The organism is Silvibacterium sp. (genome assembly GCF_047605705.1).
In the GTDB taxonomy this organism is placed as follows: Bacteria; Acidobacteriota; Terriglobia; order Terriglobales; family Acidobacteriaceae; genus Silvibacterium.
This window is the reverse complement of sequence record NZ_JASGFD010000018.1, coordinates 24,844-39,104: the sequence shown is the minus strand read 5'-3', so window position 1 is coordinate 39,104 and position 14,261 is coordinate 24,844. Positions and strand designations below refer to the sequence as shown.

The following is a 14,261-nucleotide window of genomic DNA, read 5'->3' as shown; positions in this document are numbered from 1 at the left end:
TGCTTTTCTTTGTGCGCGTGGATAGGGACGGGAGGGTCAGCGGAAGCGCAGTCATCGCTGAGAAACCGCATCACGCAGGACATCCAATCCAATTCGATGACAGCCCTTCAGGGCACGGTCAACCCCATGGCCAACAGCCGGAACGATCAGGGCGCGGTCAGCAGTGGCACGCAGCTTACTGGCATGACGATGTACTTCGCGCCCTCGGCCGCGCAGAAGGCGGCGCTCGACGCGCTGGTGCAGGCGCAGCAGACCAGGGGCTCGGCCTACTATCGCCAGTGGCTCACGCCGGCGGAGTATGCCGCTCGCTTCGGCATGTCGGCCGCCGATCTCGACAAGGCCAAGTCGTGGCTTGAGCAGCAGGGCTTCACCGTGAACCGCGTAACCAACAGCGGCAATGCAATCGTCTTCTCGGGAAGCGTGGGCCAGGTGGAAGCGGCCTTCAATACCTCGATTCACCACTACAAGGTGAACAACGAGATTCATACCGCCAACGCATCAGAGCTGCAGCTGCCTTCGGCGCTGGCCGGCGTGGTGAAGTCGGTACGCAACATCAGCGATTTCCGCCCGAAAGCGAATCACATTGCGCGGCCGGTCGCGGCGAGCGCGAAGGTACAGTCGCAGTTCACCTCGGCAACATCCGGAGATCACTATCTGGCGCCGGGCGATGTTGATGTGATCTATGACATCAATGCTGCCTATAACGCCGGCTACACTGGTACCGGGCAGTCCATCGCCATCATGGGGCAGTCGGCGGTCGAAGCTTCCGACATCGAGAACTTCCAGAGCGCGGCCGGGCTGACCGAGAAGGATCCCACGATGGTGCTGGTCCCTGACTCCGGCAGCTCGGAGACCGTCTCTGGCGACGAGGCCGAGTCGGACATCGATCTCGAATGGTCGGGCGCTATCGCCAAGGGCGCAACCATCTACTTCGTCTACGTCGGCAGCAACCAGAACTACGACGTATTCGACTCGATCGAATATGCAGTCGATACCAAGATCGCTCCGGTCATCAGCGTAAGCTATGGCGCCTGCGAGACTGAGATCTCGAGCACCGATCTGACGACGCTCGAAGGCATCATGGAGCAGGGCGCCTCGCAGGGGCAGTCGATCGTAGTCTCTTCTGGCGACTCCGGTTCGACGGCCTGCTACGGAACCAGCGGCCTGACCACCACGCAGCAGGAAGCGCTGTCAGTGAACTACCCCGCGAGCAGCGCCTACGCGACGGCCATCGGTGGCACGGAGTTCTCCGGCGATACGAGCGATGCTTCGGAGTACTGGGAGTCGGCGAGCGGCAGCGATGTCGTCACCTCCGCCCTCAAGTACATTCCCGAAGAAGCCTGGAACGACGACTCGAGCTCGGATGGCCTTGCTGCCACCGGTGGCGGCGTCAGCACGCTGATCACGAAGCCGAGCTGGCAGACAGGTGTGACCGGTATTCCCTCGGGAAGCTATCGCTATGTGCCCGATGTCTCACTCGATGCTTCGAACGAGCATGATCCATATCTCTACTGCTCGAGCGACACGGAGGACACCGGTATCACGGGAAGCTGCTCCAATGGCTTCCGCGATTCGTCAGACGATTATCTGACGGCTGCCGGGGGCACCAGCTTCGGCGCGCCGATCTTCGCTGCCATGCTGGCCATTACGAACCAGAAGCTGAATTCGACCGGCCAGGGCGTGGTGAATTCCACGCTCTACACCCTGGCCGCGGACAGCACCACCTACGCTTCGGCCTTCCATGACATCACCACCGGCAACAACGAGTGCTCAGCGGGGACGAAGTACTGCGATTCGACAGGCGAGTCGGAGTACACCACCAATACCGGCTATGACGAAGTCACAGGTCTCGGTACGGTTGACTTCTACAATCTGCTGACCGCCTGGCCGACGAGCGTATCGAGTGGAGCCAGCCTGACGGCAAGCACGACCACCCTGACGGCCGCCTCGGCAACGCCGACCTCGGGTGCTACCGATGCCATCACCATCACGGTGTCGGGCTCGTCCGCTACCCCAACTGGTACCCTTACCATCCTGGTTGATGGCACGACCGAGACCTCCTCGCTCGCGCTCTCCAGTGGAACGGCGACCTACTCGTTCTCCTCGACCACCAGTGGCGATCACACCATCGTGGCCACCTACTCGGGCGACTCGACCTACGCCGCCTCAACCGGCACCGTCATCGTGGACGTAGGCGGTACGACCTCTTCCTCCAGCGGCAGCTTCACCCTGACCGCGACGAACGTCACCCTGACCCAGGGCAACAGCGGAACCTCGACCGTTACCGTGACGCCGAGCAGCTATACGGGCACAGTGGACCTGGAACTCTCGACCACTTCCACCTCGCTCCAGGACTACGGCTGCTACAGTGTGGACGATGCCACCGTCACCAACGCATCGACTCCGGTCACCTCGACCCTCACCGTCTACACCTCGGAGACAGCATGCGCGTCGCTGACCTCCACGGCAAAGGCGCACCGTCACTACTTCGCGAAGTCCGGTTCGACGAACAGCGCGGCATCGCAGCCTGGATCTTCTCCGGCAGGCTCGCGCATCCCGATTGGCTCCACGATCGCCGTGGCCGGCCTGCTCTGTGCTGGCCTCGCGCGGCGTCGCAGGCGGATCGCCAGCCTTCTCGGCTGCGTTCTTCTGCTGGGAGCCATCGGCTTCGTCTCCGGTTGCGGCAGCAGCGGCAGCACCACGTCGAGCAGCACGAGCACCGATGTTGCCAAAGGTACCTATACCCTGACGCTCACCGGCACAGACTCGACCACGTCGAGCATCACCAGTTCCACGACCTTCACCCTGACGGTCGACTAACCCAGGCAGTAGGCAATGCAGAAGGCCGGGGTGGCAATCAGCCGCCTCGGCTTTTTTTATGGGAAAAGCAGAAATATTTTCCCAAATCCGAATTTTTGCGCAACAAGTGGCCACGAAGTGCGTCTATGCGGCTGCGAGTGTTCTGATTTCAGGCACTTGTCTCGTTCGTTCGCCGCTCATGGCTCCGCAGGGGAGCAGGGAGGAATCATTCGTCTTCCTGCAATTGATTGATAATAAGCCGCTTGCGATTTGGAAGCGCTTGACACTGCGGTCGCCTTAACGTACAAACGAGCCACTTGAAAGGGCTCGCAATCCAGATTCCGAAATGATCGGTCCGGTGCGAAATTTCTGCCCTTATCGCGAAAGCCTGTGTGAGCGCTCGCGCGCCGGACAGGGATTTGCGCGCATACCAGACTGCAGCGCGCCGTAAGAGCGCGCCGCTGCCAGATTCCCGAGGTCCGATTTCAGGGATCATGGCGGCGTTGCCGGACCCGTTTGCAACCGTTTCGAGGATGGCCCATGCTTGCCACATTCTGGAGTTTCTGCCGCCGCGCATCGCGTGGCGTGTCTCCGTCTCTCTCTCTTTCCCTGACGTCAGCTGCAGTGCTGGCCGGAGCCATGGCGATTCCACCCGCGCAGGCGCAGACATCGGCCGCCGTGACGGCACAGCCGGCCGTGCGGCTCACGCAGCCCATCGTCGATAGTCAGCTGGTCACGCTGAAGCACACGGTGCATCCGCTGGCCAGTGCGGCAAATGACAGGGGAGTGGTCTCCGACAGCCTGGGCCTGGATCGAATTCAGGTCGTCCTCAAGCGAAGCAGCTCGCAGGAAGCCGCCCTGAAGCAGCTCATCGCGCAGATGCACACGAAGGGTTCGGCCAGCTACCACAAGTGGCTTACGCCGGAGCAGTTCGGTGCGCAGTTCGGCGCATCCGACCAGGACATTGCGACGGTCGAGGCCTGGCTGCAGGGCAAGGGCTTCAGCGTGGAGAAGGTCAACCCCGGCAAGCTGACGCTCGAAATCTCAGGCAATGCCGGGCAGTTCCGCACCGCGTTCCACACGCAGATTCACAAGTACGTAGTGAACGGCGAGACCCACTACGCCAACGCCTCCGACCCGCAGATTCCCGCGGCGCTCGCGCCGGTCTTCGGCGGATTCGCCTCGCTGAACAACTTCCGGCCGAAGAGCCAGTCAAAGGTGCTGGGCAAGGCTGCCTACGATCCGAAGACGGACAAGGCCACGCCGCAGTGGACCATCGGCAATAGCACTTCGGGCTATAACTTTGTCGTCGCGCCGGGCGACTTCGCCGTGCAGTACGACCTGAATCCGCTATACACCGCGGGCATCAACGGCAGCGGCCAGACCATCGGCATCATTAACGACTCCAACATCAACGTTGCGCTGGTAAACCAGTTCCGCACGCTCTTCGGGCTGAGCGCGAATCCGCCGCAGGTCATCATCGACGGCAATGATCCCGGCATCGATGGCATCAACAACCCGGACGGCCCCAACTATGACTCGGTCGAAGCCTATCTCGATGTCGAGTGGTCGGGCGCGGTCGCGCCGCAGGCTACGGTCGATCTGGTCATCGCCGCGGATACGGCGCTCGAGAGCGGCCTCATTCTCGCCGCCGAGCACGCAGTCTATGGAAATGTCGCGCCGGTGCTCAGCCTCAGCTTCGGTGAGTGCGAAGCCAGCCTGGGTAGCACGAACGCGTTTCTGAGCTCACTGTGGGAGCAGGCTGCGGCTGAGGGCATTACTGTCATGGTTTCCTCCGGCGACGCCGGCTCGGCTGCCTGCGACGATGACAATACGCAGTACTATGCCGTGGAAGGCCAGGCCGTGAACGGCTTTGGTTCGACACCCTACAATGTCGCCGTAGGTGGCACGGATTTCTATTACAGCGATTACGCAACCGGCGCGGCCAGCCTGGCGAACTACTGGAGCCAGACGCCGAGCAACGGCACTCCGGCAACGTCCCTTCTCTCGACGATTCCCGAGCAGCCCTGGAACGCCAGCCAGTATGGCTTGAACGCGTACAGCTACTACAACGTCACCGGTGGTGAGACCACAATTGCCGGCGGTGGTGGCGGCGCCAGCAATGCAGCCGTCTGCGCCGCGGGATACGACGACGATAACGACTGCCTCGGAGCTGCGGTCGGTTATACCAAGCCCAGCTGGCAGAGCGGTACAGGCGTGCCTTCGGATAAGGTGCGCGATGTGCCGGACGTTGCGCTCTTTGCCTCATCGGGTTCGAACTACAGCTATTACGCCGAGTGCTACCAGGATGGCGACTGCCAGACCGGAGGTTCCTCGGTGCAGATTACCGGTATCGGCGGCACCTCGGCTTCGGCCCCGGCCTTCGCTGGCATCATGGCGCTGGTGAACCAGAAGTACGGTCGCCAGGGCCAGGCGGACTTCGTGCTCTATCCACTGGCCACGCAGTTCCCGGCCTCGTTCCACGATGTCCAGAACGGCACGAATTCTGTGCCCTGCAATATCACCAGCGTGACCGCGGGCGGATATATATATCCGCCCACCAACTGCATCGCGGTGAGCAGCCCGCTGACCGCTACCGATCCGACCTACGGATCGGCGACAGAAGGCCAGATCGGTACTGGAACCACCCCGGAATACAACGCAGGCGTGGGCTATGACCTCGCCTCCGGCCTCGGCTCGGTGGATGCGAATGCGCTGGTCACCAACTGGGGCAGCGTGAGCTTCACCGGAACGACGGTGGATCTGACTGCTCCCACGGACGGGACGAGCATCACGCACGGCACAAATGTAACGTTCACCGGCACAGTCACCCCTGCCTCGGGTTCGAGCACGCCTACCGGAGCCGTATCGATCCAGACAAGCAGCACCACGCCACTACAGGCCGCACAGACCTACACCACGCTGAGCAGCGGTGCATTCTCTGACACGATCAACTATCTCCCCGGCGGCACCTACGACGTGTGGGTGAACTACGGCGGAGATTCGACGAACGCCTCAAGCGCCTCGGCGAAGAAGAGCATCACCGTAACGCCGGAATCAAGCTCGCTTTATTACAACGTAGTCACGCCCGATGGCAATCAATATGCCGCCTTGTCGTCGGGCGCATCGCTTCCCTATGGCACTACGCTGATTCTCTCCGGACAGGCGGTGCCGACAACCTATTACAACCAGTGCATCGCTCCGTCGTCACCACCATTGACCTGCGGCTCTATGACCTATACCGTTCCCACCGGATCGGTCTCGTTCTCTGATAGTGGAACGGCGCTGGGCACCTCGGCCGTGAATGCCGAAGGCGACGCGGAGCTATATCAGCCTGCGTGGTCGGTAGGTTCTCACTCCGTGACGGCTAGCTATTCAGGAGATGCCAGCTACAACCCCTCGACCGGCGCGGCCGTTGCCTTCTCCATCGTGAAAGCAACCCCCTCGGTCTTCGTCACGGCTCTGAACTCCTCGGTCGCGCAGGGGCAGAGTCTCACGCTGCAGATTCTGGTCGAAGGCTACGGCGTCGGTGTCGCACCCACCGGTACGGTCTCGATCAGCGGTGGGCCTACGGGGACACCGACCTCGGCAACTCTGTCGGCAACGGTGGACCCGTTCTATGGAACGACGGCCGGTGTAGCGACCATCACCATCCCCACCAGCGCTCCAACCTCCGCCAGGCTGTCTGAGCCGGCAACCGGCGGCCGCTGGCTGCTGGGCGGAGAAGTCGCATTCGCCAGTGTCCTTCTGCTGGCCATTCCGGCACGCCGCCGGAGCTGGCGGAACATGCTGGGCATGATCGTCGTGGCGCTGCTCGTAGTCACCATGACGGTCGGTTGCGGTGGTTCGAGCTCCTCCAGCAGCGGTGGCAGTGGCGGTGGATCCGGAGGCGGCAGCACCGGCACAACCACCGGCTCGTACACCGTTGCGGTCAGCTACGGTGGCGATACCAACTACAACTCCGCGTCCGGCAGTCTGCCGATCACCGTGACGACGGCATCCACTCTGCAGACCTCGACGACCAGCGTAACGACGACGGCCACGACGACTTCGCCGACGGCAGCCATCGGAACGACCGTGACTGTAACGGGCACCACCGGCCATGCCGCGCCCACGGGTACCGTGAAAATCTACACGGGCTCACTCTCCTCGACGAACTACGAAGAGGGCGGTCTCGTTCTGCTGGCTGAAGGCACACTGGTGGCTGGTTCGGGGACAACCTCGACCTACACCACGAACTTCTCCAGCCAGACACTGCTGCAGGGAGCCAACCTGCTCACCGTGCAGTACAGCGGCGATACGACCTACGCTCCTTCTTCGGCGACGCTGAACCTGTCCAATCCGTTGTCGGATTTCAGCATCACTTCGGTTCCTGGAACTGGAACGCTGAATGTGACTGCAACGAATTCCTTCAGCGGCTCGGTCTCGCTCAGTTGCTCTTCTGTGACGGGCGTAACCTGCGCGATCACCCCCAACTCCATCACGCTGGGCAGCAGTGCCACCAGCGGAAGTGCATCGATCGCGCTCACCGGTGCAACCTCCGGGCAGGTCTATAACGTTCTGGTGACCGGCTCGGCCAACTCGGGAACAGTGGTGCATACGCTCAGCGTGCCCTACACGGCTCCCTAAACGGATGCCTCCGATAACCCAAACGCAGAAGGCCGTCCCGAATGGGACGGCCTTCTGCATTTCTGCTGATTTCGGATCGACTACGGTTATTGCGGGCGAGACATGAGCTGCGGCTGACTGTCATCCCTCTCTCGCGGCGCGCCAAGAGCCCGCGTCGTCGTTACCGAGATGGCCGATTGCAGGTGGAAGTTGACCAGTGATTCCGAGGGAATCTGTACCTGTTGGCCGCGTGTCACGCCGTTGACCGCTGCTCCGGCGCCGCCTCCCGCGAGTGCTCCGATGGCCGCTCCCTTTCCGCCACCAGCGAGTGCTCCGACGATTGCGCCAAAGGCCGCGCCGCCGCCGCTCTTCGCGAGGGTATTCTTGCCGCGTCCCGCGCCCTCCTTTGAGAAGGTGTCAGTGACCAGCGCAAGCGTATGGCCGTGGACCTCCACCGAAGTGAGCTCGATCGTCAGCAGAGAGCTGCCCTTGAAGTGCGCGGCATCCTTTGCGTCGGTGACGCGGCCGATGACCACCGTGCCCTGCGGCAGTGCGACCATCCCGTCGGCGATCAGGTCACCGGCCAGCGTGGCGCGGAAGCTCTGGTTCGGCTGCGCGTTTGCGGAATCGAGCGTGTCGATCATGCGTACCGGTACCACCGTGCCCTGGGGCAGGGTGACGGTCTTCGCCACCGGCTTGGGCGGGGGCGGTGGTGCTGCCGGCTGTGCGGGGGGCGGTGTTGGCGTCTGGGCGAGCGCGTTGGCCTGCTGCTGCTGAGTGATCGCGGCCTGGTTTGCTGCGGCGCGTTCCTGCGCCTCACGCTCTTTCCGCGCTTCTTCCTTCTTCTCTTCCGCTTCCTTGCGCCTTTCGGCGCGGATCTCCGCCGGAGTAGGGCCCGCTGGAGCCGGCGGCGGTGCAGGCGCAGGGGCTACCGCCTGGGCCGGAGGCGCCACGGTCAGGTTGTTCACCACGGTCTTCACGCCTGTGATGGAGCCGGCGTCATTACCGGCGAGCGACCGCGAGGCATCGTCATTCGCGGTGCCGCTCAGCGTGGCGACGCCACCATTCACGGCGACCTGGATGTTCTGTCCGTTCAATGCGCCTTCGCCGCTCAGTTTGGCCTGGATGTCGCTGGTGAGCTGCTGATCCGAAGGCGGAGCCGGAGCTGCAGCCTGGTGGCAGCCTACGGACAGGGCCAACACGCCGGTAAGCGCGAGACTCAATACCGATGCATGACGATGGCGCAGCGGAGACAACTGCCGGGCCGGAACAATTCTTTGCATAACGATCTCCTTCTCATCGGGGGAAGCAGCCGCAAATGGGACAAACCCATTCACGATACTCCCGAGCCCGATTGTAACGACACGATTCCTGACAGGCTCTTGCCAACAGATCTCTAAAGACAGACGCACGGCGCACCAAGTGAGCATCCTTATTGTGGGAAAGAACCAGAGGCAGCACGGGCTGTTTATGAAGCATCTATGAAAAAGATCAACCGCACACGGCACGCGGGCTTATTCGCAGCACTGCTCAGGTTGCCGGGCGGGGAAGCATTTGCTACCATCCGAGACTCGGGGCGGCGGTTCCGAGGCAAACTCCAGAATCCACAGGAGAAAGAGCATGTCAGAAGAAAAACAGTCGAGCGGATTCAGCTGGTTTCTGGCCGGGCTGGGCATCGGCGCACTGGTCGGTGTCCTTTATGCGCCCAAGGCGGGACGCGAAACCCGCGAAGATCTGGTAAACGGCGCCCGCGAAGGCAAGGAATATCTGCGCCAGCGTTCACAGGAGGCCGCCGACCAGGTGACCCAGATTGTGGATCGTGGCCGCGCGCAGGTGAATGACTATGTCGAGCGCGGACGCGATTACGTGGATCGCGGCAAGGCGCAGTGGGAAGACTTTCTCGCGCAGGGCCGGCAGGTCGTAAGCTCTCAGAAGGAGAAGGTCACCGCGGCCGTCGACGCGGGCGTTGAGGCCTATAAGCACACGGCGAACGATCCCGAGGTTCAGGAGACGCCGCTCGCTTAAGACGGCGCGACGCCCACACCTCATTCGCTTCGAGTTTTCCGGTCGGCGCGCCTGTCTCATGCGGGCGCGCCGGCTCGTATCAAATTAAGATTTGCCAAGAGGTTCCATGCACAGCACCCAGTTGCCGCAGATCGTCCAGATTATCTTCACCTTCATCACGGCCATCGGCGTGCTCCTGCAGGCCCTCGTGCTGCTGGGCATGTACTTCGCGGTGCGGGAGTCCTCGAAAAAGTTCCACGCGCTGAGTGAAGAGATCAAGGTTCACCTGGTGCCCACACTGATTACCGCGCGCCGTCTACTCGACGATGTGGCTCCCAAGCTGAAGATCACCACGACTAATCTGGTAGAGGTAAGCCATACCCTGCGCCACGAGTCGAACCACGTGAAGGCGACCATGGACGGCGTGCTGACCAAGACGACGGCACAGGCGGAACGCGTTAACGAGATGCTGACCGCGGTGCTCGACTCGGTGGAGCACGCGACCAGCGTCCTTCAGCACAGCGTGGCCACGCCGGTGCGCCGCTTCTCCGGTATTGTGGCTGGCATCCGCGCCGGGCTGAGCACGCTCAAGCGCAAGGAAAAGTCCCCCGTTACTCCGGTCGAGGAAGCAGTATCGGAGCCGATCGTTCCGGAGCATGTTGTCGTACTCGACGACATCGATGACCTGCCGGTTTCTCAGCACTCTGGCCGGTAAACTTCAAGTTCCGGTTACAGGAGTTCTGCTTCAGTCTTCAAGCTTTTCTTCGAGAATTTCCAATAGAAAAGGCGCCCTCGCGAGGGGCGCCTTTTTACTTTCGTCTCTTACTTTCTTTCGCAGCGGTAGAAAAAGGGTGCCCCGTCCAAGCTACGCTTGGGCGGGAGGAACGAACCCATCACAAACGCACCTGCAAAGAAGAATTCCTACGAAGAGATCCAACCGCCGCCGACCACTTCATCGCCGTCATAAAATACAGCCGCCTGGCCGGGAGTGACGGCGCGCTGCGGTTCGTCGAAGTTCGCTTCAGCCTCGCCGGGTGCAATCATCCGCAGGGTAGCGGGCGCTGGCTCGTGGCGATGCCGGATCTTCACCCGTACGCGCATCTCCCCTTCCAGCGACGGGATCGAGATCCAGTTCAGCCGCCCGGCGCGCACCGCGGTCGCCAGCGACTCGTTGTCGGAGCCGACGGTCACGCGGTGGCTGTCGTGGTCGATCTGGATGACATACAGCGGATTGGCGGAAGAGACGCCCAGCCCCTTGCGCTGGCCAATGGTGAAGTTGTGGATGCCAGAATGCTTGCCCAGCACCTTGCCCGAAGTGGAAACCAAGTCGCCCGCGGTATCAGGAATCGCTTCACCCTGTTCGTCTAAGTACGCATCGATAAAGGCCTTGTAGTCGCCGCCGGGGATGAAGCAAATCTCCTGCGAATCCGGCTTGGTGGCCAGAGCAAGTCCGTGCTGCGCGGCCAGTTCGCGTACCTCTGGCTTCTGATAGCCGCCGAGCGGGAAGAGCGTGCGCGAAAGCTGCTCTTGTGTGAGCCCGAAGAGGAAGTAAGTCTGGTCTTTCGAACGGTCCACCGGGCGACTGAGGATCCAGCGGTCGCGTGCCGGGTCATACGCGTTGCGCGCGTAGTGGCCGGTGGCGATGCGGTCGGCCCCGATCTGCCGCGCTCTCACCAGAAGCTGGTCAAACTTCAAGTGATCGTTGCAGAGTGAGCAGGGAATCGGTGTGCGCCCGGCAAGGTACTCGGAGACGAACGGGCGCACCACATCCCGCTCGAATCGCTCCTGCTCATTGATGAGGTAGTAGGGAATGCCGAGCGTCTCGGCCACGCGGCGCGCGTCGTAGACATCATCGATCGAGCAGCAGCGTCCCTGCACCTGTTCCGGCATGCCCTCATGGCCGGCAAGGCGGCGCTGGTTCCAAAGCTGCAGCGTGAGGCCGACGAGGGAGTAGCCCTCATCCTTGAGCATCGCCGCGACGGTCGAAGAGTCGACTCCGCCGGACATAGCCACTGCCACCGTGTTGTTGTAGGAAGAAGACACCACTTACCAGTATCGCGCAATCGGCTCGTGGGCGCGAGGCCGCCAGGCTAGCTACCCCGCAGTTGCCGGAGCGGCCGCGCTCTGGATGTGCGTGGACCGGAACTGCTTCGGGAACTTCAGGCCGTAGCCAAGAACGCGATCGAAGCTGATGTGGCAGCTCCAGATCAGGCTCAACTCGCCCCAGAGAGCGTGTCCAGTGAAGAGAGCCGCAATACCCAGGATGACCGGCAGCGCATAGTTATTCCGTGCGCAGCGCCCGTACCGGATCGATCGATGCGGCCCGCCTCGCCGGCAGGATGCTGGCCAACAGCGCGCACAGGCCAAGCGCCAGTGCGGAACCGCTGAGAACCAACGGGTCCCATCCCCGGACATGGAAGAGCTGCGCTGCGATGAGCCGCGAGCAGCCAATGGCGATCGGAACACCGATCGCGAGGCCGATGAGGATGTGCGTGAACGCGCCACGCAGCACCAGCCGGGTAATGTTCGCCCGGTCCGCGCCAAGGGCCATGCGCACTCCGATCTCGCTGGTGCGGCGTGCGACCGTATAGGCGGTCACGCCATAGAGACCGACCGCGGCGAGAACGAGCGCAAGGATGCCGAAGAGCCCGGTCATCTGGGCAACGACACGCTGCTGGTCGAAGTTGGAATCCACCTGATCCGCGAGGGCACGGACGCCGAGCAGCGTGAGGTTGGGATCGACCTGGGCGAGGACGCGCCTCACCTCGGCTTCCAGCCCATCGGAGCTGCCGCGCATCTCGAGCACCGCTCCCTCGATGAAATGCGTCTCATCATCGATCGACTGCATGGTCGCGTTGTCGTAATGCACGCGCTGCGTCAGGGGCACAAAGAAGATGGGGCGCGGCGGCTCGGTTCCTGCCGGATCCATGTAGGTAGCGCGAGCCACAACTCCGACGATCTTGTAAGTTCCGCCATACTGCGGCAGATCGAGGCCGAAGCGCTGCCCGATGGGGTCTTCGCCCGGCTTAAAAAAGCGATGGACGAAGGTCTCGTCGACGACAGCGACCTTCTCGGTGCTGGCGGTATCGTCGTCCGTGAGAGAGCGGCCGCGCAGGATTTTTTGCCCGAGCGTGTCGAGGTAGCCGGGTTCGACATGATCCCAGGAAGAGCCGATCTGATCGTTGAGGTTCGGCATGGGATGTCCTTCACGAATCACGATTTCGCCCCAGTTATCCGTGAGCGGTGTGTAGTGTGCCAGGGCTGCGCGGCGGACGCCGGGCAGGTGCGAAAGCTGGTCCTGCAGCTCGCGGTACATGGCATCGATGCGGGCAGGCGTATACGAGGCCCACGGCGCGGAGAGGCTGATGGTCACGCGATGATCCGTCTGGTAGCCGAAGTCCTGGTGCTGGAGGTTGGTGAGGCTGCGGGTGAGCATGCCCGCGCCGGCCAGCAGCACAATAGAGAGCGCAGCCTGCGCGATGACGAGCGCCTTCTGCGAGGCCGAGGAGCTGTCACGGGTGCTGCGATTGACGCCACGCAGAGCCTCCGCCGGATCGGCATGGGAGGTGATCCACGCCGGAGCTACGCCGAAGAGCACTCCAGTGATCAGCGAGAGCGCGAAGGCGAAGCTCAGCACGAAGAGCGAAGGCGTGGCCGAGATCGGGACGGACTGTGCGCCGCGGAAGACCAGCGCAACGATCAGATGCACGCCGCCGTAAGCGACGGCCAGACCGGCGAGTCCGCCGAAGACGGAGAGCAGCACGCTCTCGGTGAGCGTCTGGCGGATGAGACGCTTTCGCGATGCGCCGAGAGCCAGCCGGACCGAGGTCTGGGCGCGGCGAGCCGCCCCGCGGGCCAACAGCAGGTTGGCGATATTGGCGCAGGCGATCAGCAGGACCAGCGCGCAGACGGTGATGAGAATCCGCAGGCTGGCCGCGTAATTCTCCCGCATGACGCCGACGCCCGCTCCACCGGGAATGACGTGGATGACCTGCTTCGAGATGTTCGCCTGGATGCCGCTCATCCATTCGGAGGGCATATCGCTCTCATGGAGCATCCACTGGCGGAGCAGCGCGGTGTATCGATCCGGCAGTGGCGCAACGCTGGCTCCCGGTTTCAGACGCCCGATAATCCGCAGCCAGGCCTGGAAGTGCCCGTTGATCGAATTGCTTCCCCGGAAGAGCGGTTCCTGTTCGACGGGGACATAAATATCTGGCGGATCGGTGCGGATGGTCTCGCCGAAGAAACCCGGCGGGGTGATCCCGATGATCGTCACCGGATGGCTGTCGACGACGAAGGTTGAGCCGAGTACGGACGGATCGGAGCCGTACTGCTGTTGCCACGCGCGATAGCTGAGCATCGCCACGGGCGGAGCAGATTGGTGGTCGTCGCTGGGGCTCAGCACGCGGCCCGCAAAGGCACCTACCCCGAAGGTGGAGAAGTAGTTGCCGCTGACGAATTCTCCGCGCAGCGGTTTGGCGACGCGGTCGCTTTCCCCGCGACGGACGCTGAACTGCGAACCTCCGGCCTGGAAGGCGGCGAGCTCTTCGAACTCGGGCGATGTGGCCTTGAGCTTCTGATAAAGGCCGTAGGGGAACATGCCCCAGTTGTCTTGCGGGCCGCCCTCGATGCAGCAGTCCGAGCCATCTCCGACGCGGTAGAGGCTGGCAGGATCGACCACCGGCAGCGACTTCAGCATGACAGAGTCGATGAGCGAAAAAATAGCGGTGGTGGCACCGATACCGAGCGCCAGCGTGAGCAGCGCAGTGAGGGTGAAGAGCGGCGATTGGCGCATCTGCCGCAGCGCATAGGCGAGATCCTGGCGGAGGGTCTGCATCAGCGGCTCCTTT

The 14,261-nt window shown here is 62.6% G+C and carries 8 protein-coding genes; 4 read left to right on the top strand and 4 right to left on the bottom strand.

Features of this window, described 5'->3' with window-relative positions; all coding sequences use genetic code 11:
* Positions 1 to 96: 96 nt before the first annotated feature.
* Both QM649_RS08710 and QM649_RS08705 read left to right on the top strand, forming a co-directional pair.
* Positions 97 to 2,820: a protease pro-enzyme activation domain-containing protein gene (locus QM649_RS08710; RefSeq protein ID WP_415198638.1), complete on the top strand. Its 2,724-nt coding sequence runs from the start codon at positions 97 to 99 to the stop codon at positions 2,818 to 2,820.
* Between the two features lie 519 nt (positions 2,821 to 3,339).
* On the top strand, positions 3,340 to 7,428 hold the full coding sequence (locus QM649_RS08705; protein WP_415198637.1) for an Ig-like domain repeat protein: 4,089 nt from the start codon (positions 3,340 to 3,342) through the stop codon (positions 7,426 to 7,428).
* Positions 7,429 to 7,514: 86 nt separating this feature from the next.
* Here QM649_RS08705 and QM649_RS08700 read toward each other — a convergent pair whose 3' ends face one another.
* On the bottom strand, positions 7,515 to 8,690 hold the full coding sequence (locus QM649_RS08700) for a BON domain-containing protein (protein ID WP_415198636.1): 1,176 nt from the start codon (positions 8,688 to 8,690) through the stop codon (positions 7,515 to 7,517).
* A 337-nt stretch (positions 8,691 to 9,027) separates the two neighbouring features.
* Here QM649_RS08700 and QM649_RS08695 point away from each other — a divergent pair, with 337 nt between their 5' ends.
* Both QM649_RS08695 and QM649_RS08690 read left to right on the top strand, forming a co-directional pair.
* Positions 9,028 to 9,432, top strand: a complete 405-nt coding sequence (locus tag QM649_RS08695; RefSeq protein WP_415198635.1) for a YtxH domain-containing protein — start codon at positions 9,028 to 9,030, stop codon at positions 9,430 to 9,432.
* 106 nt (positions 9,433 to 9,538) lie between these two features.
* The gene (locus QM649_RS08690) at positions 9,539 to 10,126 is read left to right on the top strand and encodes a hypothetical protein (protein WP_415198634.1); all 588 of its coding nucleotides are present in this window, start codon (positions 9,539 to 9,541) and stop codon (positions 10,124 to 10,126) included.
* A 206-nt stretch (positions 10,127 to 10,332) separates the two neighbouring features.
* Here QM649_RS08690 and mnmA read toward each other — a convergent pair whose 3' ends face one another.
* From mnmA to QM649_RS08675, 3 genes are read right to left on the bottom strand one after another with little or no spacing between them, the layout of a single operon-like run.
* Positions 10,333 to 11,454, bottom strand: a complete 1,122-nt coding sequence (gene mnmA, locus QM649_RS08685; RefSeq protein WP_415198633.1) for a tRNA 2-thiouridine(34) synthase MnmA — start codon at positions 11,452 to 11,454, stop codon at positions 10,333 to 10,335.
* Positions 11,455 to 11,505: 51 nt separating this feature from the next.
* On the bottom strand, positions 11,506 to 11,778 hold the full coding sequence (locus QM649_RS08680; RefSeq protein WP_415198632.1) for a DUF4260 family protein: 273 nt from the start codon (positions 11,776 to 11,778) through the stop codon (positions 11,506 to 11,508).
* A complete protein-coding gene (locus QM649_RS08675; RefSeq protein WP_415198631.1) occupies positions 11,693 to 14,248 on the bottom strand; it encodes an ABC transporter permease in 2,556 nt (851 codons plus the stop codon). The genes QM649_RS08680 and QM649_RS08675 overlap by 86 nt, the downstream gene beginning before the upstream one ends.
* Positions 14,249 to 14,261 lie beyond the last annotated feature (13 nt).

What these genes read in the sequence shown, in the direction of transcription:
- QM649_RS08710 (WP_415198638.1), top strand. Translation starts at nt 97, where the DNA reads ATGACAGCCCTTCAGGGCACGGTCAACCCCATGGCCAACAGCCGGAAC.
- QM649_RS08705 (WP_415198637.1), top strand. Translation starts at nt 3,340, where the DNA reads ATGCTTGCCACATTCTGGAGTTTCTGCCGCCGCGCATCGCGTGGCGTG.
- QM649_RS08700 (WP_415198636.1), bottom strand. Translation starts at nt 8,690, where the DNA reads ATGCAAAGAATTGTTCCGGCCCGGCAGTTGTCTCCGCTGCGCCATCGT.
- QM649_RS08695 (WP_415198635.1), top strand. Translation starts at nt 9,028, where the DNA reads ATGTCAGAAGAAAAACAGTCGAGCGGATTCAGCTGGTTTCTGGCCGGG.
- QM649_RS08690 (WP_415198634.1), top strand. Translation starts at nt 9,539, where the DNA reads ATGCACAGCACCCAGTTGCCGCAGATCGTCCAGATTATCTTCACCTTC.
- QM649_RS08675 (WP_415198631.1), bottom strand. Translation starts at nt 14,248, where the DNA reads ATGCAGACCCTCCGCCAGGATCTCGCCTATGCGCTGCGGCAGATGCGC.